Genomic DNA, 19,887 nt, shown 5'->3' with positions numbered 1-19,887 from the left:
CTTCAAATGCAACTCGGCATGATCGGCCTCGGCCGGATGGGCGGCAATATCGTTCGCCGACTGATGCGCCAGGGACATTCGACCGTGGTCTACGACAAGGACGCCAAGGCCGTCGCCGGCCTTGCGGCAGACGGCGCGGTCGGCTCGGCGACGCTCGAAGAGTTCATTGCGAAACTGGAGCGGCCGCGCACGGCCTGGGTGATGCTGCCGGCCGGCCACATCACCGAGACCACGATCGACACGATCGCGGGCGCGATGCAGGAAGGCGACGTCATCATCGACGGCGGCAACACGTTCTGGCAGGACGACGTCCGCCGCGGCAAGGCGCTGAAGGAGCGCGGCATCCACTATGTCGACGTCGGCACCTCCGGCGGCGTCTGGGGCCTCGACCGCGGCTATTGCATGATGATCGGCGGCGAGAAACAGGTGGTCGATCGGCTCGATCCGATCTTCGCCGCGCTCGCGCCCGGCGCCGGCGACATTCCGCGCACGGAGGGACGTGAGGGGCGCGATCCCCGCATCGAGCAGGGCTACATCCATGCCGGCCCCGTCGGCGCCGGTCATTTCGTCAAGATGATCCACAACGGTATCGAATACGGCCTGATGCAGGCCTACGCCGAAGGTTTTGACATCCTCAAGAACGCCAACATCGAGGCCTTGCCGGCGGATCATCGTTACGATTTCGATCTCGCCGATATCGCCGAGGTGTGGCGGCGTGGCAGCGTGATCCCGTCGTGGCTGCTCGACCTTACCTCGACCGCGCTCGCGGATAGCCCTGCACTGGCGGAGTATTCGGGTTTCGTGGAGGATTCCGGCGAAGGACGCTGGACCGTGAACGCGGCGATCGACGAGGCCGTGCCGGCCGAAGTCCTGACCGCGGCGCTGTTCGCACGTTTCCGTTCCCGCAAGGAACACACTTTCGCCGAGAAAATTCTCTCAGCGATGCGAGCCGGCTTCGGCGGCCACAAGGAGCCGAAGCAGCCGGCCGCTTCGAAGCCGAAATAGCAATTAGCAGAGCGAAGGCCAGTAGTTCGTGACAAAAGACCCGCAAGCCAAGCGCAAGCCGGAAAATTGCGCCTTCGTCATCTTTGGTGTCACCGGCGACCTCACCCATCGGCTGGTGATGCCATCGCTCTACAATCTGGCGGCCGAGCATCTGTTACCCGAAAAGTTCTGCGTGGTCGGCGTCGCCCGCCGGGGCCAGTCGGACAACGAGCTGCGCGACAGCCTGTTGAAGGGCTTGCGCCAGTTCGCGACCCGGCCGGTGGACGACGACATTGCCAAGAAGCTGCTGGAATGCGTGACCTTCGTCGAAGCCGACGCAAAGGATCCGCCATCCTTTGATCGCCTGCGTGAGCATCTGGATTCCCTGGAATGCGCGCAGGATACCGGCGGCAACCGGCTGTTCTATCTCGCGACCCCGCCGGCTGCGTTCGCGCCGACCGCGCGCGAGCTCGGCCGCACCGGCATGATGAAGGAGAACGGGGCGTGGCGGCGCCTGGTGATCGAAAAGCCGTTCGGCACCGACCTCGCCTCGGCGCGCGCGCTGAATGGCGAGCTGCTGAAGATCATGGACGAGCACCAGATCTACCGGATCGATCACTATCTCGGCAAGGAGACGGTGCAGAACATCCTGGTGCTGCGCTTTGCCAACGGCATGTTCGAGCCGATCTGGAATCGCAACCATATCGATCACATCCAGATCACGGTGGAGGAAAAGCTCGGCGTCGGCCATCGCGGCGGCTTCTACGACGCCACCGGCGCGCTACGCGACATGGTGCCGAACCACCTGTTCCAGCTGATGTCGCTGGTCGCGATGGAGCCGCCGGCGCGTTTCGACGCCCATTCCGTGCGCTCCGAGAAGGCCGAGATTCTGACCTCGATTCAGTGCCCGAGCGAAGAGGAAGCGCTGAAGAGCTCGGTGCGCGCCCAATATCTCGCAGGGCGCATCGGCGACGATGAGATCCCGGACTATCGCAAGACCGAGGACGTCAAACCCGGCAGCACTACCGAGACCTATGTCGCGCTGAAGCTGATGATCGACAATTGGCGCTGGGCCGGCGTGCCGTTCTATTTGCGCACCGGCAAGGCGCTCGGCCACAAGCGCACCGAAGTCGCGATCAAGTTCAAGCAGGCGCCGCTGTCGATGTTCTCAGGCACGGCTGTCGATCGTCTCTCTCAGAACTTCCTCACGATCGGCATCGCACCGACCGAGACCATCGAGCTCCAGTTCAACGCCAAGATCCCGGGGCCGAGCGTCACCATCGACGGCGTCGAGATGAAGTTCCGCTATGGCGACTATTTCCGGGCCGATCCCTCGACCGGCTACGAGACGCTGATCTACGACTGTATGATCGGCGACAACATCCTGTTCCAGCGTGCCGACGGCATCGAAGCCGGATGGGAGGCGGTGCAGCCGTTCCTTGACGCCTGGAAGAACGCGGGCAGCAACGGCATCGAGACCTATCAAGCCGGCAGCGACGGCCCCGCCTGCGCCGATGAATTGCTCCGCCGCGACGGCCGAAGCTGGCGTAAATTTTCGTGACGGCGACGGCCGGACAGCCGAAGCTGATCGTCGAGGCCGACGCCGAGGCTCTCGCGCGGACCGCGGCCGGACGGGTGATGGCGCGAATCGCGGCCAATCCCGGGCGCATTGCGATCTGCCTGACCGGCGGCTCCAGCCCAAAGAGGCTCTACCAGCTGCTGGGCAGCGAGGCTTGGCGCGAAAAAATCCCGTGGGAGCGCGTGCACTGGTTCATCGGTGACGAGCGCTTCGTGCCCGAAAGCGATCCCCTCAACAACATGGCGGTCGCGCGCGCGACCTTTCTCGATCGCAACGCGCCCTCCGGCCATGTTCACCCGATCCCGACGACGGCTGACGACCCTGATCAGAGCGCCGAGGCCTATGCGCGCGAGTTGCAGGCTTTCTACGGCGCGGAAAGCCTGGATCCGGCACGGCCGCTGTTCGACATGGTCTTGATGGGCGCGGGGCCGGACGGCCACACGGCTTCGCTCTTCCCGGGCTACCCCGCGATCGAGGAGATGGGAGGCTGGGTGGTCGGCGTCCCCAAGGCCAATGTTGCCCCCTTCGTGCCGCGGGTCTCGCTCACCCTGCCCGCGCTGGCGTCCTGCCGCGAAATGCTGTTCGAGATAGCGGGGCACGACAAGCAGCCGATCTTGACGCGCCTGCTCAATGGCGAGACTCTGCCGGTTGTACGCGCGCGCTCGAATGGCGAGACCGTCTGGCTGGTCGACCAGGCCGCGCTTCCGGAGGGAATTCGTGGCGGGCGTTGAAGCACCTTGTGCATTGATCGTGATGGGCGTGTCGGGCTCGGGCAAGAGCACGGTTGCAAAAGCGCTCGGCGAGCGCCTCGGCTGGCGTTTCGAGGACGGCGACAGCTTTCATCCCGCCAGCAATGTCGAGAAGATGCGGGCCGGCCATCCCCTCACCGACGAGGACCGCTGGCCCTGGCTCAACGCCATTGCCGACGAGATCGCGAGGGTCTGTGACAAGGGCGAGCACGTCATCATCGCCTGCTCGGCGCTGAAGCATACTTATCGGGACGTGCTCCTGCGCGGACGCGACGACGTCCGCTTCATCTTCCTGAGGGGGACGAAGGAGCTGATCGCCGCTCGCCTCGCGCAACGTAAGGGGCACTTCATGCCGCCCGGCCTGCTGACGAGCCAGTTCAACACGCTGGAGCCGCCGGAGGCTGGCGAGCACGTGATCACAGTCTCGATCGACGAATCCGTGGAAGCGATCGTAGATGGCGCGGTGCGGCAGTTGAAACTGGGCGGCGCGAAACGCTGAGGCCAAACACCCAAGAAACACCCAAGGGACCGTCATGACAAAAATCTCGCTCGTCGTCTCCGACGTCGACGGTACGCTGCTGACCAAGGACAAGACGCTGACCGACCGCGCGAGGTCCGCGGTTCAGCGTCTGCACCAGGCCCGTATCGGCTTCACGATTACGTCGAGCCGCCCCGCGATCGGCATGCGTTTCCTGATCGAACCGCTGGCGCTCTGGCTGCCGGTCGGCCCGTTCAACGGCTCCTCGATCGTCGACCCCGAGATGACTCCGGTCGAACAGCATCTCATCCCCGCCGCGGCGGCCGAGCGAAGCTTGCAAATTCTGCGGGACTTCGGCGCCGACATCTGGCTGTTCACCACCGACAAATGGCTGATCGACAAGCCTGATGGCCAATACGTGGCACATGAGCAGCACACCATCCGCTCCGACCCGACCATCGTGACGGATTTCTCGCCGTATCTCGCGAGCGCCTGCAAGATCGTCGGGGCCAGCGCCGATGCAGCCGGCCTCGAAGCTTGCGAGAAGGCGATGCAGAAGGCGCTCGGCAGCGAGGCGATGGCGGTGCGCTCGCAGACCTATTACCTCGACATCACCCCGCCCGGCTTCGACAAGGGCACATTCGTGCAAGCCATGGCCAAGCGCCTCGGCATTTCAACGGACGCGGTCGCCACCATCGGCGACATGCAGAACGACCTCGCGATGTTTCGCGTCAGCGGCGTTTCGATCGCAATGGGCAATGCGGCCGACAACGTCAAGGACCAGGCGACCCACGTCACCGCGACCAACGAGCAGGACGGTTTTGCGGAAGCGATGGAGATGATTTTGAAGCGGAACGAGGTCACCTAGGTCACTGCTTCGACCGCTGCATCGCGGGCTTCTTGCTGCCCTGCCTTGCGGCCGACAGGTTATGCGCGGTGTTGACCAGCGCGATATGAGTCAGCGCCTGCGGGAAATTGCCGGTCTGACGCCTGGCGCCTGAATCATATTCCTCGGCCAGCAGTCCCACATCATTCGCGACACCGACCACGCGATCGAACAACGCTTGCGCCTTGTCGAGATCGCCCGCCAGTACATGGGCATCTGCCAGCCACAGGCTGCAGGCGAGGAAGGCGCCCTCGATCGGCTGCTTCTCCTCGGACACTTCGCGCGGATCGTGCCGCAGCACAAAGCCGTCAGGCATCATGTGCTTTTCCATCGCCGCGATGGTGCCGCGAATGCGCGGATCCGACGCTTCCAGGAAGCCAACGGACGGCAGCAGCAGCACGCTGGCATCGAGCAGCTTCGAGCCGTAGGACTCCACGAAGGCATTCTCCTCCGCGTCGAAGCCCCGGTTGCAGACGTCGCGATGAATGGCGTCGCGCAAGGTGCGCCAGTGCAGCAGCGGCGCCTTGAAGCCGAAGGTCTCGGCGCTCTTGATGCCGCGGTCGAAGGCGACCCAGGTCATCACCTTGGAGAAGACATAGTGCTTCGGCTGTCCGCGCCGCTCCCAGATGCCGTGATCGGGCTGGTCCCAGACTTCGGCGAGATGCTTGAGCACGGCGCATTCCAGCGCCCAGCTCTCGTCGTCGAGCTTGAGCTTGGCCATCCGCGATTGGTGGAAGGCGTCGATCAGTTCGCCGTAGACGTCGAGCTGGAGCTGCGCATGCGCGGCATTGCCGACGCGCACCGGCTGTGCGCCCTCGTAGCCATCGAGCCAACCGGCCTCCCATTCCAGCAGCCGCCGCTGGCCCCAGATGCCGTACATGATCTGCATGTTCGCCGGTGAGCCTGCCGCCGCACGCAACAGCCAATTGTGCCAGGCCGAGGCTTCCTCGGTGTAACCCGAGTTCATCAGCGCCAGCAGCGTGAAGGTGGCATCGCGCAGCCAGCAGAAGCGGTAGTCCCAATTCCTGGCGCCGCCGAGCTTCTCCGGCAACGAGGTGGTCGGCGCCGCGACGATGCCGCCGGTCGGAGCGAAGGTCAGCGCCTTGAGTGTGATCAGCGAGCGCACGATCAGGTCGCGATAGTCGCCATCGCGATTGCAGTGGCTGCACCAGTCCTGCCAGAATTTCTCGGTCTCCTTGAGTGCGACCTCCGGATCGATTGGCGCGGGCGGCTCGAGATGCGAGGGGCCGTAGGTCAGCACGAACGGCACGGTCTCGCCGGCCTTCACCTCGAAATCGGAAACCGTGGTCAGATCCTCGCCTCGGGTCTTGGCCGGTGTCCGCAGCACGGTCATGTCCTGCCCGGCGACCGCCAGCAGGGAATGGTCGATCCGCCGCACCCACGGGATGTCGACGCCGAAGCCGAAGCGGATGACGAGCTCCATCCGCATCTTCACCGTGCCGCTGACACCGCGGACCAGCCGCACGATGTCGGAGGCCTTGCCGCGCGGCGGCATGAAGTCGATCAGCGCAACGGTGCCGCCGTCAGTCTCAAAGCGCGTTTCGAGGATGAGGGTGTCGCCGAGATAGCGGCGCGACGTCGCGGTGACGTCCTCGCTCGGCGCGATCAGCCAGCGGCCGTTCTTGTGCGTGCCGAGGAGCGCGGCAAAGCAGGCATCGGAATCGAAGGCCGGCCAGCACAGCCAGTCGATCGAGCCGTTGCGGCCGACCAGCGCCGCGGTCTCGCAGTCGCCGATCAGCGCATAATCTTCAATCCTCTGAGACAATGTCGTGCGAGCCTCGAAAACGACGTCCGGAGACCCCGGCGATCAACGCCCGCCGGGTAACGAGCGTTCCCGTGTCGCGGCCTTCAAGGCTGCGACATCGACCTTCGAAACGATCTTGTCGAGCGTCACAGGCAGGCGCTGGCGCCAGTTCGGATGCTCGTCAATCGTACCGGGAATGTTGGGCTGGTCGATCACGCCGAGCAGATCCTCCAGCGACACCGCAAGCAGCCGCGACGGCGTGCGCGACAGGAAGGCGAGCACCGAATAGACATCATTGGCACGGATGCCGTTGGCACGCAGGATCTCGTCGAGCAGGCCGAGCGCATCCCAGCGGGCCTGATCGTTCTCGCCGGGATCGAGCCCGAGCGAGCGCTTCATCTTGAGATCGCTGAAAGAGCGCCAGCCGGCATAGGTCGACAGATCATGCGTGTTCAACGTCACCAGCGCGTTGGGCCGGTAGTGATCGACGGGCCGGAAGTGACCGGCATCGTCGCGCTCGAACATCATGACGAGGTAGGACCAGATGCCGAAATCCTGCATGGTCTCGCGAAAACCTTCCGGCACCGTGCCGAGGTCCTCGCCGATGACGATGCACTTATGGGCCGCGCTCTCCCGCGCCACGGTCGCCAGCAGCGCCTCGAACGGCATCTGCACATAGGCGCCGTTGTCGGGCTTGAAGCCGCGCGGCACCAGATAAAGCCGCTTCAAGCCGAGCACGTGATCGAGACGGATGGCTCCGGAATGGCGCATCGAAGCCGCGAGCATATCGGCGAATGGCACGAAGGATTGCGCCTCCAGGCCGCCGGCATTGAAGCCGGCCAAGCCCCAATCCTGGCCAATGGTATTGAGCACGTCCGGCGGCGCGCCGACGGCGAGATGACGAGAAATCGCCTCCTGCTCGTTCCAAGCATCGAAGCCGTTCGACTGCACGCCGACGGCAACGTCAAGATAGAGCCCGACCCGCATGCCGAGCTGGCCGGCCAGCTCCTTGGCCGCATGCAACTGGCTATCGGCGGTCCATTGCACGAATTCGACGAACTCGACCTCGTGCTTGTCCGGGCCGTTGCGCAGCTCGGCGCATTTCGTCTCATCCGGCTTTTGCCATTCCTGCGGCCATTCCCACCACGGCGCCGCAAAGCGATGGCGTAGCACCTCGAAGCAGGCAAAACGGGACAACAGCGGCGCGCGAGCCGCCCGGAAGGCGTCGAACTGGTTGCGGCGGACGCCGCTCGCGGTTTTCACGAAGCTGTCGAAGGCGGCACGCAAGGCCAACCATTTCAAGGCCGCCATGTCCGGATAGGGCACACGATCACCGTCGCGGAGCCGCGCGGCGGTCGCGGCCGCATCGGGGACGAGGTCGGGGGAAAATTCCGGGATCGCCTCGACGTCGATATAGAGCGGATTGAGAAACAGCCGGCTGTTCGGCGAATAGGGGCTGCAATCGGCCGGATGGTCATCGAACAACACATGCAGGGGATTGAGCCCGACGCCGTCGGCGCCCAACTGCTTCGCGAGCCGGACCAGACCGGCGAGGTCGGTGAAATCGCCGATGCCCCAATTGCGGTCCGAGCGGACGCTGTAGAGCTGCACGGCAAGCAGCCAGCCCCGGTCGAAATCGCCGCCGAAGGCCCGCTCCGGCGCCACGATCATCGGCACCTCTTCCGTCACGCCTCCGGCATCCGTCAGCGTCAGCCGGTGATAGCCGAGCGGCAGGCCGGCCGGCCAGGCAATCACGGGCTCGCGCGTCTCACCTTGCGCGATCAAATTGCCGTTGCCGGTCATCTTCCATTTGAGCGGCGGCGCACCGATCGTCACCAATTCGGTGCGCGGATGGCCCAAGGCGCGTACCACCACAGGCCCGCTGACGAAGCGGTAAACCCGCTTTTCCGGCAAGGCGTCGAGGATGGATTTGAGGGCCACGGGATCGGTGACCCGCAGCTTTCCGAGGGCATCGACGAATTCGGATTGAACGCCCTTGATCCGGGCTTGAGCTAAAAGATCCATTCGGCACGCAGCTTGCAGGCCATTTTGTGGCCGGGGGCATCGATTTTAACGAGGTCGCGGAAGAGGTTAGTCAGGGTTAACTCGCGAGCCGCGCCTGCCGTTCCCCAGGGAACCAATGACACACAAGCGGCTTTCTATAGTGGTATCAAGCGTAGGTTCCCGGCAAGGGAAACGGGCTCCTGCTTTCTTGTCAATGGCATCACCGTGAACAAGACAATTCAAACTGTCGAGAGTGCCGCAGCCGGCAGCACTTTCCTCATCGAGGACGTCTATCCCCTGATCGACGGCGGGCGCTTCCCCGTGAAGCGGATCGCGCGCGAACCGGTCGAGGTCTGGGCCGACATCTACCGGGACGGCGACGCCGTGATCGGCGCAGCGCTGATCTGGCGACAGGAGCAGGACCGCGAATGGCAGAGCGAGCCGATGATCCCTCACGGCAATGACCGCTGGTCCGGCGCGTTCACACCCGTCGAGCCCGGCAAATATGTCTATGCGATCGAAGCCTGGACCGACGAATTCGCCACCTGGTCGCACGCGGTCGCGCGCAAGCAGCGCTCCGGTGCCGACGTCACGCTCGATGCGATCGAGGGCGCCGGCCTTTTGACCAAGGCGCATGGCGCGCAGCAGGACGCCGCCGCCGTCATCGTCAGGCGATGCGAGGACTATCTTCAGACCGGCGACGTTGCCCCGCTGCTGGCAACCGAGCTCGGCGCAGCCATGGCCGAGAGCCAGTTGCGGCCTGATCTCACGCGCTCGGCGCTATTCCCACTGTTCGTCGACCGCGACAAGGCACGCTTCGGCGCCTGGTATCAGATGATGCCGCGCAGCCAGAGCGTGGTGCCAGGACAGCATGGCACGCTCCGCGACTGCATCGCGCGCGTGCCCGACATCGCCGCGATGGGCTTTGACGTGCTGTACTTCACGCCGATCCATCCTATTGGCCGCACCCGGCGCAAGGGCCGCAACAACATGCCGGTGGCGGGCGACGGCGATCCCGGCTCGCCTTATGCGATCGGCGCCATCGAGGGCGGGCACGACGCGCTGCACCCCGAACTCGGCACGATCGAGGATTTTCGCGCGCTGGTCGCGACCTGCCTGGAATACGGCCTCGAACTCGCGCTCGACTTCGCCGTGCAATGCTCGCCGGACCACCCGTGGCTGACGCAGCATCCGGAATGGTTCAAATGGCGCCCGGATCGGTCGGTGCGGACGGCTGACGGGCCCTATTCCGATATCGTCATCCCCGATTTCGCGTCCGTCGACCGGGCTGGACTGTGGAACGCGTTTCGCGACGCCATGCTGTTCTGGATCGACCACGGCGTCACCATCTTCGCGATCGACAATCACGACACCGCGCCGCTCGCCTTCTGGGAGTGGCTGATCCGTGACATCCGCCGCCGGCATCCCGAGGTGATCCTGTTTTCCAAGACGTTCGCGCGCCCGAAGCTGATGAAGGGCCTCGCCAAGCTCGGCTTTGCGCAATCGTTCAGCTATTTCCCCTGGCGCACGGCGAAGTGGGAGCTGGAGCAATATCTCGGCGAGCTGACGCGCTATCCCGAACGTGACTTCTATCGGCCGAACCTGTTCGTGAATACGCCCGATCTTTTGCCCTATCATCTCCAGGGCGGCGAGACATGGGCGTTCAAATCGCGCGTCGCGCTGGCGGCGACGCTGTCCGGCAATTACGGCGTCTACAGCGGGTTCGAGCTGCTGGAGCACGACGCGATCCCCGGCCGCGAGGAATATCTCAACTCCGAGAAATACCAGATCAAGCAGCGCGACTGGAACAAGCCCGGCAACATCAAGGCCTACATCACGGAGCTCAATCGCATCCGCAGCGAGAATGCTGCGCTTCAGCGGACGGCGAACCTGCGCTTCCTCGGCATCGAAGAGGGCGAGACGATCGCCTTCGTCAAGGAAGCGACCGACCCGGCCAACATCGTCGTGGCCGTGGTTGCGCTCTCGTGCCACGTGCGCGAATTCTGGTTGCCGCTCGGCGACGTCACGGTTGACGCCGGCGGGCAGCGACACCATGTGTCGGCACTCGAAAACCCCCTCACCGGCGAACAGGCCCGCATCGAATGGGGCGGGATCAAATTGCGTATCGATCCCGAGCGCGATCCGGCGCTGCTGTTCCGCTGCCTGGCGTAAGGGCGCACGCCATGAACGTATTGTCTTCCGTCGACACCAAGAAAGCCGAGGCTGCCGAGATCGTGGACGAGCTCTGGTACAAGGACGCCATTATCTATCAGCTTCACGTCAAGGCGTTTGCCGATAGCAACAATGACGGCATCGGCGACTTCGCCGGGCTGACCGAGAAGCTGCCCTATCTCCAGGAGCTCGGCGTCACCGCGCTCTGGCTGCTGCCGTTCTATCCCTCGCCCGGCCGCGACGACGGCTACGACATCGCCGACTACGGTTCCGTCAATCCCGATTTCGGGACGATGAAGGATTTCAAGCGCTTCATCCAGGAGGCGCAGAAGCGAGGCTTGCGCGTCATCACCGAGCTCGTCGTCAACCACACCTCGGACCAGCACAATTGGTTCAAGCGTGCTCGCCGCAGCCCGGCAGGCTCGAGCGCCCGCAACTGGTATGTCTGGAGCGACACCGACCAGAAATACCAGGGCACCCGCATCATCTTCACCGACACGGAGAAGTCGAACTGGACCTGGGATCACGAGGCCGGGGCGTTTTATTGGCACCGCTTCTTCTCGCACCAGCCGGACCTCAATTTCGACAATCCGCGCGTCGTCAGCGCGCTGATCCAGGTGATGAAGCGCTGGCTGGATGCCGGCGTCGACGGCTTCCGTCTGGACGCCATTCCCTATCTCTGCGAGCGCGAAGGCACCTCGAACGAGAACCTCCCCGAGACGCATGCCATCATCAAGCGGCTCCGCCACGAGCTGGATTCCTACTCCAAGGGCAAGCTGCTGCTGGCCGAGGCCAATCAATGGCCGGAGGACGTGCAGGAATATTTCGGCCGCGGCGACGAGTGCCACATGGCCTACCACTTCCCGCTGATGCCGCGCATCTACATGGCGATCGCCCAGGAGGACCGTTTCCCGATCACCGACATCCTGCGCCAGACGCCGGATATTCCGGCGAGCTGCCAATGGGCGCTGTTCCTGCGCAACCATGACGAGCTGACGCTGGAGATGGTGACCGACGTCGAGCGCGACTATCTGTGGACCACCTACGCCAACGATCCGCGCGCCCGCATCAATGTCGGCATCCGCCGGCGCCTCGCGCCGCTGATGGACAACGACCGGCGCAAGATCGAGCTGATGAACTCGCTGCTGCTGTCCTTCCCCGGCACGCCGATCATCTACTACGGCGACGAGATCGGGATGGGCGACAACATCTATCTCGGCGACCGCAACGGCGTGCGCACGCCGATGCAGTGGAGCCCGGACCGCAACGGCGGCTTCTCGCGCTGCGACCCGGCCCGCCTCTACGCGCCGCTGATCATGGATCCGGTCTACGGCTATGAATCGGTGAACGTGGAGGCGCAGTCGCGCAGCCTGTCCTCGCTGCTCAGCGCGACCAAGCGTCTGATCTCGGTGCGCAAATCGACGCTCGCCTTCGGCCGCGGCACCATGACCTTCATCCGCCCGGCCAACCGCGCCGTGCTGGCCTATGTCCGGCAGTACCGCGACGAGGTGATCCTCTGCGTCGCCAATCTGTCGCGCGCGGCCCAGGCGACCGAGCTCGATCTGTCGCCCTGGAAGGACCGCATCCCGCAGGAGATGCTCGGCCGCACGCGTTTTCCGGCGATCGGCGAACTGCCCTACATGGTCACGCTGGGGCCCTATGGCTTCTACTGGTTCCAGCTCACCGAGCGCGACAAGTCCGAGCCGGTGACGCCGCGCGCAGTGCCCGAATTCGAGACGCTGGTGGTGCCGGTGAACTCGACCTGGGTGTCGCTGGCGCGCGAGCGCGGCGTGTTCGAGCACGAGGTGCTGCCGGGATTCCTGTCGCGCACGCGCTGGTATCCGGAGCACAATCCCAAGCACATCAAGCCGACGCTGACCTCGGCAGTACCGTTCTGCGACATCGGCGACAACAGGCCCTGGATCGCATTCTTCGAGGCCGCGCAGGGCGACGTCACCACGCGCTACGTGCTGCCGATGCAGATCGAATGGGTGCGCTTCGACCGCGAACGTTTCAATCCCAGGGCGCTCGCCGCCGTGCGTCAGGGGGCCCGCGAAGGCACGCTGCTGGACGTGGCAACCGAGCAGATCTTCATCGGCCTGTTCCTGCGCAATCTGTCGCAGAATCTGGTGGTGGAAGAAAACAATCTGCGGCTGGAGTTCAAGGCGACCAGCCGGTTTGCCGAGTACACCATCAAGGAGCCCGAACGCATCCGCACGATCGAGCAGTCGAACAGCACCGCGCTGGTCGACAACCAGTATGTCGCCAAGATCTATCGCCAGCTCGAAGCCGGCATCAATCCCGAGATCGAGATCGGCTCCTACCTCACCGAGATCGCCCGCTTTGCCAATACGCCGGCACTGCTCGGCAGCGTCGAGCTGGTCGAAGACGACCGTCGCAGCGCAGTCGGCGTGCTGCACGCCTATGTCGAGAATCAGGGCGACGGCTGGGGCGTCACCGCGGGCTATCTCGACCGCTATATCGACGAGCAACGGGTGCTGCCACCGGGCGAGATGCCCCGCGAGACCCAGGAGCAAGCGCCCTATCTGCACTTCATTGCGCAGATCGGCCGACGGCTCGCCGAGCTGCATGTGGCTCTGGCCGCTGCAAAGCCCGGAGATCTCGCGCCGGAGCCCATTGGCTCCGCACACGTCAAGCGCTGGTCATCCGAGCTCGAGACACGGGCCGAGCGGGTTTTCGAGCGGCTGGCCGCCAGCACCGACCGCCTGCGGGAGGTGGACCGACCGCTGATCAATCAGCTCGCCGCGGAGCGCGCGACCCTGTCCGGCCGGCTCAACGCGCTCTTACCTTCCGAGCTCGGCGGGTTGAACATCCGTCATCATGGCGATTTCCGCCTCGGGCAAACTCTGATCGTGAAGGACGATATCTTCATCATCGACTTCGACGGAGATCCGCGTTTGCCGCTGGCCGACAAGCGGCGCAAGCTGCCTGCGGCGCGTGACGTTGCCGGCCTGATCCGCTCGATTGATCTTTCGGTTAACGCGGCGCTTCACCGCGCGCTCACGGGCGCCTCCGACGAACAGGGCCGTCTCACGGCTGCGCTCGACGAATGGCGCGAGCGCACCACCGCGACGTTCCTCACCGCCTACCGCGAAGCCATGACCGATCGGCGGCTGTGGCCGGAAGATCCGCAATCTGCGGCTGGCCTGTTAAGGTTTTTCCTGCTTGATCAAGCGTTCGAGGAAGTAGAGTACGAGCTGTCCCACCGGCCTGAGGGGCTCCATGCGCCGCTGTCCGGACTGCTTCGCATTCTGTCCAGTATCGAGAGCGAAGCCCATGCCTAAACTCCCTGCCGAGGCCTATGCGATCATCGAGGGTCGTCACTCCGATCCGTTCCACTATCTCGGGCTGCATCCCGAGGGCGACAAGAGCGTGGTGCGCGCGTTTCTTCCCGATGCTTCCAACGTCGAGGCGGTGGGCGAGCACGGCGAGGTGGCGAAGCTCGATCGCGTCCATGATGCCGGCCTGTTCATCGGAGCTCTGCCGAACGGCGCGAAGCACTACCAGCTCCGCGCGAAGTTCGGCGACAACGTCATCGAATTCGAGGACACCTATCGCTTTCCGCCGATCCTGACCGATTTCGACCTCTATCTGCTTGGCGAAGGCACCCACCAGCGCCTTTACGACAAGCTCGGCGCGCATCCGATGCGGCTCGAAGGCATCGATGGCATCGGCTTCGTGGTGCTGGCGCCCAACGCCCGGCGCGTCTCCGTGGTCGGCGATTTCAATTTTTGGGACGGACGGCGCCATCCGATGCGGGTGCGCGGCGCGGGTTATTGGGAATTGTTCATCCCGCACGCCAAGGCCGGCGACCACTACAAGTTCGAAATTATCGGACCGCATGGCCATCTGCTTCCGCTGAAGTCCGATCCGATGGCTTTTGCAAGCGAGGTGCGCCCGAAGACCGCTTCTATCGTGTTCGACGAAGCACATCTGCCCCGGCCGCGACCGGCGCCCGACGGCATCAACGCGTTGTCCGCGCCGATGTCGATCTACGAGGTCCATCTCGGCTCATGGCGGCGCAAGAACGGCAATGAATGGCTGACCTATCGCGAGCTGGCCGAGCAGCTGCCGGCCTACGCCCGCGACATGGGCTTCACCCATCTCGAATTCCTCCCCGTCAGCGAGCATCCTTTCGACGGCTCGTGGGGCTATCAGCCGACGGGGCTGTATGCGCCGACCAGCCGCTTCGGCACGCCGGAGGATTTTGCCGCGCTGGTCGATGCCTGCCACCGCGAGGGCGTCGGCGTGCTGCTCGACTGGGTGCCCGGCCACTTCCCGGACGATCCGCACGGGCTCGGCAGCTTCGACGGCACAGCGCTGTACGAGCACGCCAATCCGCTCCAGGGCCGGCATCTCGATTGGGGCACGCTGATCTACAATTACGGCCGCACCGAAGTGACGAACTTCCTGGTCTCGAACGCGCTGTTCTGGCTCGAGCGCTACGCGATCGACGGACTGCGCGTCGATGCCGTCGCGTCCATGCTCTACCTCGACTACAGCCGTCCGCCCGGCGCGTGGATTCCGAACCAGCATGGCGGCCGGGAGAACATCGAGGCGATCGCGTTCCTGCGCCGCTTCAACACCGAGCTGTTCGCGCGTTTCCCGCAGGCGACCACGGCCGCCGAAGAGTCCACCGCCTGGCCGCAGGTCTCGCGCCCGGTCGAATTCGGAGGGCTCGGCTTCGGCTACAAGTGGAATATGGGCTGGATGCACGACACGCTGAACTACATCAGCAAGGACCCGATCCACCGCAAGCATCATCACGGCGACATCCTGTTCGGCCTGCACTACGCCTTCTCGGAGAACTTCGTCCTGCCGCTGTCGCACGACGAAGTCGTGCACGGCAAGCGCTCTATCCTCGGGCGCATGCCCGGCGACGAATGGCAGCGCTTCGCGAATTTGCGCGCCTATTACAGCTTCATGTTCGGCCATCCCGGCAAGAAGCTGCTGTTCATGGGCGCCGAGATCGCGCAAAGCCGAGAATGGAATCACGACCAATCGCTCGACTGGCACTTGCTCGAGTACAAGCCCCATTCAGGCATCCAGGCGTTGATCCGCGATCTCAACCGGCTCTATCGCGCGGTGCCCGCCCTGCACCAGATGGACTGCGAGCAGGCCGGCTTCGAATGGCTGATCACCGACGACGCCAACCGCAACGTGTTCGCCTGGCTGCGCAAGGGATTTGACGAGCACGCCCGGTGCATGGTGATCGTCAACTTCTCACCCAATGTCTATCGCAATTACCGCGTTCGCGCGCCGTTCGGTGGCAAGTGGAAGGAAGTGTTCAACTCGGACTCCGCCCATTACGGCGGCAGCAATGTCGGCAACATCGGCGAAGTCCACGCCGTCAATGGCGAGCTCCGCCTCACCATTCCGCCGCTCGCCGCGATCTTCCTCGTTCCGGAAAGCTGAACGATGCGCCTGACTGCTGGATCGCCCGCACGCCTCGGCGCAAGCTGGGACGGACGCGGCACCAATTTCGCGCTGTTCTCCGCCAACGCGCAGAAGGTCGAGCTGTGCCTGTTCGACATGCAGGGCCGCCGCGAACTCGAGCGCGTCGAGCTGCCGGAGCGCACCGAGGATGTCTGGCACGCCTATCTCAACGACGTCTCGCCCGGCCAGCTCTACGGCTACCGCGTGCATGGCCCCTACGAGCCGGAGCACGGCCACCGCTTCAATGCCAACAAGCTCGTGCTAGACCCCTATGCCAAGCGGCTTTCCGGGCGGCTGGTCTGGAGTGACGCGCATTTCGCCTATCGCACCGGAAGCCCGCGCGAAGACCTGTCGTTCGACCGGCGCGACAACGCGCGCGGCATGCCGAAGGCCGTCGTCGTCGACGAGACCTTCAACTGGGGCCGCCGCGAGATCCGGCCCAACATTCCCTGGGAAGATACCATCATCTACGAGGCCCACGTCAAGGGACTGACACAGAAGCGCGACGACGTGCCGCCGAATTTGCGCGGCACCTATGGCGGCCTGTCCTCGCCCGCGATGATCGAGCACCTGAAGAAGCTCGGCGTCACCACGGTAGAGCTTCTGCCGGTGCACAGCTTCGTCGACGACCGCATCTTGGTGGAGAAGAAGCTCGTCAACTACTGGGGCTATAACACCCTGTCCTTCTTCGCGCCCGAGCAGCGCTACGCCCAGGACAACGCTCTCGATTCCTTCCGCACCACGATCGCACGTCTGCACGATGCCGGCATCGAGGTGATGCTCGACGTCGTCTACAATCACACCGCCGAGGGCAATCATCTCGGTCCTACGCTGTGCTATCGCGGCATCGACAACGCCTCCTATTACTGGCTGAACCGCGAAAACCCGCGCTACTACGACGATTTTACCGGCTGCGGCTCGTCGGTGAACCTCACCCACCCGCGCGTGCTGCAGATGGTGATGGATTCACTGCGCTACTGGGTCGAGGTCTGCCACGTCGACGGCTTCCGTTTCGACCTCGCCACCACGCTGGCCCGCGGACCGAACGGTTATGATCGAGGCAGCTCGTTCCTGACCGCGATCCGCCAGGACCCGGTGCTGGCGAGCGTCAAGCTCGTCGCCGAACCCTGGGATCTCGGCCTTGGCGGCTATCAGGTGGGCGCATTTCCCTCGCAATGGTCGGAGTGGAACGACCGTTACCGCAGCGCCATGCGCCGCTACTGGAGCGGCGAAGGCAGCCTGATCGGCGATATCTCCAGCCGCATGACGGCGTCCTCCGACCTGTTCAACCACGACGGACGGCGGCCGCGCGCCAGCATCAACCACATCACCGTGCATGACGGCTTCACCCTGGCCGATCTCTTCAGCTACAACGAGAAGCATAACGAGGCCAATGGCGAGGACAATCGCGACGGCTCCAACGACAACCACAGCAACAATTGCGGTGTCGAGGGTCCGACCGACGATCCCCAAATCGTCAGCTTGCGCCGGCAGCTTCGCAAGAACGTACTGGCCTGCCTCATGCTGGCGCAGGGCATTCCGCTGATCCTCGCAGGCGACGAGGTCGGGAATTCGCAATCAGGCAACAACAACGCCTATTGCCAGGACAACGAGGTGGGCTGGGTCGGCTGGGACAATCTCGGCAAGGACGGCGACGACATGGTCGGTTTTGTCGCCGAACTCGCCGATATCCGCCGCCGGTTCTCGCAGCTTCGCAGCCATCGCTGGCTCGACGGCCGCCCCAAGGACGGCATCTCCTATGGCGCGCTGTGGCTGACGCCGGCCGGCGACGAAATGACGGAAAGCGACTGGAAATTCCCGGAAGGGCGGTTCCTCTCCTATGTGATGGGGCCGATGGAACCGGGCAGCGCCGCGATCTTTATCGTACTCAACGCAGCCCCCGAAGAGATCGCATTCAAATTGCCAAAAATGACTGAATACAAGAGCTGGCAGCAGATCCTGAACACGACCGACGCCAAGCTGAATACGATCGACTTCCAGCCCGGGAGCGACAGCAAGGCGCCGCCGCGCTCCGTGCTCGCTTTCGCGGGGGCGCTATGAGGCCATCCTTCGGGGCGAGGCCGACGAGGGACGGCGTATCGTTCCGGCTGTGGGCGCCTGCCGCGCGCCGTGTCGATCTCCTGCTCGACAGACGACACGCGATGCAGCGCCGGCAGGATGGCTGGTATGTCGCCGAGATTGCCAATCTGCCCGTCGGCAGCAACTACAAATTCAGGATCGATGACGAGATCGACGTGCCCGATCCGGCGTCTGCATTCCAACCCGACGACGTGTTCGGCCCGAGCGAGGTGATCGATCATGACGCCTTCGACTGGCGCGCATCCGATTGGCGCGGCCGCCCCTGGGAAGAGACGGTGCTGATCGAGACGCATGTCGGCACCTTCACTGCGGAAGGCACCTATCGTGCGATGATCGACAAGCTCGATCATCTCGTCGCGACCGGCATCACCGCGATCGAACTGATGCCGCTGGCTGACTTCGCCGGTCGCCGCGGCTGGGGTTATGATGGCGTGCTGTGGTACGCGCCCGACAGCGCCTATGGTCATCCCGATGAATTGAAGACGCTGATCGACGAAGCCCATCTGCGCGGGCTGATGGTGTTCCTCGACGTCGTCTACAATCATTTCGGCCCCGAGGGAAATTACCTCGGCCGCTACGCGCCGGCCTTCTTCACCGACGCGCACACGCCATGGGGCAGTGCGATCGATTATCGCGTGCCGCAGGTTCGCGCTTTTGCCGTCGAGAACGCGCTGTCGTGGCTCAGCGACTATCGCTTCGACGGCCTGAGGCTCGATGCCGCCAATCACATCATGGCGATCCCCGGCGAGCAATCGATGCTGCAAGACCTTAGCGTCGCCGCGGGCGAGCTTGCCAAGGCGACGGAGCGCCATATCCATCTCGTGCTGGAGAACGGCGACAACCGCGCGAGCCTGCTCGACGCGGCGCAGGAGCCTCCGAACGGCAAATATCGCGGCCAGTGGAACGACGACTACCACCACGTCTGGCACGTGATGCTGACGGGCGAGCTCGCCGGCTATTATGCGGACTATCAAACGCCGCGGCTCGATCTCGCACGCGCGCTCGCCTCCGGCTTCGTCTATCAGGGCGAGATCTCGGAATTCTGGGGCAAGAAGCCGCGGGGCGAGAACAGCGGCGAGCTGCCGCCGGCAACCTTCGTCAACTTCCTGCAGAACCACGACCAGATCGGCAACCGGCCGCTTGGCGACCGGCTCGAAAGCCTGGCATCGCCCGAGCAGATCGAAGCCGCACTCGCGGTGACCCTGCTCGCACCGATGGTGCCGATGCTGTTCCAGGGCGAGGAGTGGGGCTCCATCGCGCCCTTCCCGTTCTTCTGCGACTTCCAGGGCGGACTGGCTGATGCCGTCCGCAAGGGGCGCAGGCAGGAATACGCCTGGGCCTATGAAAAGTACGGCGACGAGGTGCCCGACCCGCTCGATCCGGCAACACTGCAATCGGCCGTGCTCGACTGGACCGACCACACGCCGGAGCAGGATGCGCGTCTCGCGCTGGTGCGGGAGCTGCTCGCACTCCGCCACAAGGAGATCGCGCCACGACTGAAAGGTGCGCGCTTCGGTGATGCCGCCGTGGCCGATAGCGGCCTGCTCACCGCACATTGGCACATGGGAGATGGCGCGACGTTGCGCCTCGTGGCCAATCTCTCCGACAAGGACATCGCGTGTTCCGACGCCGGTGTGGGGACCCTGATCTGGGGCGGCGCGGCCGGCGACCGGCTTGCGCGCTGGTCGGTGGTCTGGCGCCTCGGAGGTTGAG

Annotated in this window: 12 protein-coding genes; 10 read left to right on the top strand and 2 right to left on the bottom strand. The window is 64.4% G+C overall.

The features are described from left to right. The first annotated feature begins 6 nt into the window (after nucleotides 1–6). Genes gnd through IVA93_RS08255 form a run of 5 tightly spaced genes read left to right on the top strand, consistent with a single transcriptional unit; the run spans nucleotide 7 to nucleotide 4,658 of the window. The gene (gene gnd, locus IVA93_RS08275; RefSeq protein WP_018454062.1) at nucleotides 7–1,005 is read left to right on the top strand and encodes a phosphogluconate dehydrogenase (NAD(+)-dependent, decarboxylating); all 999 of its coding nucleotides are present in this window, start codon (nucleotides 7–9) and stop codon (nucleotides 1,003–1,005) included. 28 nt (nucleotides 1,006–1,033) lie between these two features. After that, nucleotides 1,034–2,545 carry a glucose-6-phosphate dehydrogenase gene (gene zwf / locus IVA93_RS08270; RefSeq protein ID WP_247789743.1) on the top strand — a complete coding sequence of 504 codons (1,512 nt, stop codon included), beginning with the start codon at nucleotides 1,034–1,036 and terminating at the stop codon, nucleotides 2,543–2,545. Continuing rightward, nucleotides 2,542–3,294, top strand: a complete 753-nt coding sequence (pgl, locus tag IVA93_RS08265; RefSeq protein ID WP_026232662.1) for a 6-phosphogluconolactonase — start codon at nucleotides 2,542–2,544, stop codon at nucleotides 3,292–3,294. Before zwf ends, pgl begins: the two co-directional genes overlap by 4 nt. After that, nucleotides 3,281–3,811: a gluconokinase gene (locus tag IVA93_RS08260; RefSeq protein WP_026232661.1), complete on the top strand. Its 531-nt coding sequence runs from the start codon at nucleotides 3,281–3,283 to the stop codon at nucleotides 3,809–3,811. The genes pgl and IVA93_RS08260 overlap by 14 nt, the downstream gene beginning before the upstream one ends. 34 nt (nucleotides 3,812–3,845) lie before the next feature. Further along, entirely contained in the window at nucleotides 3,846–4,658 is an 813-nt protein-coding gene (locus tag IVA93_RS08255; protein ID WP_018454060.1) for a Cof-type HAD-IIB family hydrolase, read from the top strand. Nucleotide 4,659: 1 nt separating this feature from the next. On the opposite strand, the gene IVA93_RS08250 is transcribed toward IVA93_RS08255, so the two are convergent. Both IVA93_RS08250 and malQ read right to left on the bottom strand, forming a co-directional pair. Then, nucleotides 4,660–6,462, bottom strand: a complete 1,803-nt coding sequence (locus IVA93_RS08250) for a glycoside hydrolase family 15 protein (protein ID WP_018454059.1) — start codon at nucleotides 6,460–6,462, stop codon at nucleotides 4,660–4,662. Nucleotides 6,463–6,504: 42 nt separating this feature from the next. Beyond that, nucleotides 6,505–8,466: a 4-alpha-glucanotransferase gene (gene malQ, locus IVA93_RS08245; RefSeq protein WP_018454058.1), complete on the bottom strand. Its 1,962-nt coding sequence runs from the start codon at nucleotides 8,464–8,466 to the stop codon at nucleotides 6,505–6,507. 204 nt (nucleotides 8,467–8,670) lie between these two features. Between malQ and IVA93_RS08240 the strand changes: the two genes are divergently transcribed. The 5 genes from IVA93_RS08240 to treZ are packed head-to-tail and all read left to right on the top strand — an operon-like array spanning nucleotide 8,671 to nucleotide 19,886. After that, complete coding sequence (locus IVA93_RS08240; RefSeq protein WP_247789742.1) at nucleotides 8,671–10,617, top strand: maltotransferase domain-containing protein; 1,947 nt, start codon at nucleotides 8,671–8,673, stop codon at nucleotides 10,615–10,617. Nucleotides 10,618–10,628: 11 nt separating this feature from the next. Then, complete coding sequence (gene treS / locus IVA93_RS08235; protein WP_018454056.1) at nucleotides 10,629–13,922, top strand: maltose alpha-D-glucosyltransferase; 3,294 nt, start codon at nucleotides 10,629–10,631, stop codon at nucleotides 13,920–13,922. Beyond that, nucleotides 13,915–16,053: a 1,4-alpha-glucan branching protein GlgB gene (gene glgB / locus IVA93_RS08230; protein ID WP_018454055.1), complete on the top strand. Its 2,139-nt coding sequence runs from the start codon at nucleotides 13,915–13,917 to the stop codon at nucleotides 16,051–16,053. The genes treS and glgB overlap by 8 nt, the downstream gene beginning before the upstream one ends. Nucleotides 16,054–16,056: 3 nt before the next feature. Then, nucleotides 16,057–18,135, top strand: coding sequence for a glycogen debranching protein GlgX (gene glgX / locus IVA93_RS08225; RefSeq protein WP_018454054.1), 2,079 nt, complete (start codon nucleotides 16,057–16,059; stop codon nucleotides 18,133–18,135). After that, nucleotides 18,132–19,886 (top strand): malto-oligosyltrehalose trehalohydrolase, encoded by a 1,755-nt coding sequence (treZ, locus tag IVA93_RS08220; RefSeq protein ID WP_026232660.1) that lies wholly within the window; start codon nucleotides 18,132–18,134, stop codon nucleotides 19,884–19,886. Before glgX ends, treZ begins: the two co-directional genes overlap by 4 nt. Nucleotide 19,887 lies beyond the last annotated feature (1 nt).

The sequence above is a fragment of the Bradyrhizobium sp. 155 genome (genome assembly GCF_023101105.1).
In the GTDB taxonomy this organism is placed as follows: Bacteria; Pseudomonadota; Alphaproteobacteria; order Rhizobiales; family Xanthobacteraceae; genus Bradyrhizobium; species Bradyrhizobium canariense_D.
The sequence above is the reverse complement of the archived record's forward strand: the minus strand, read 5'-3'. Positions and strand labels throughout refer to the sequence as shown.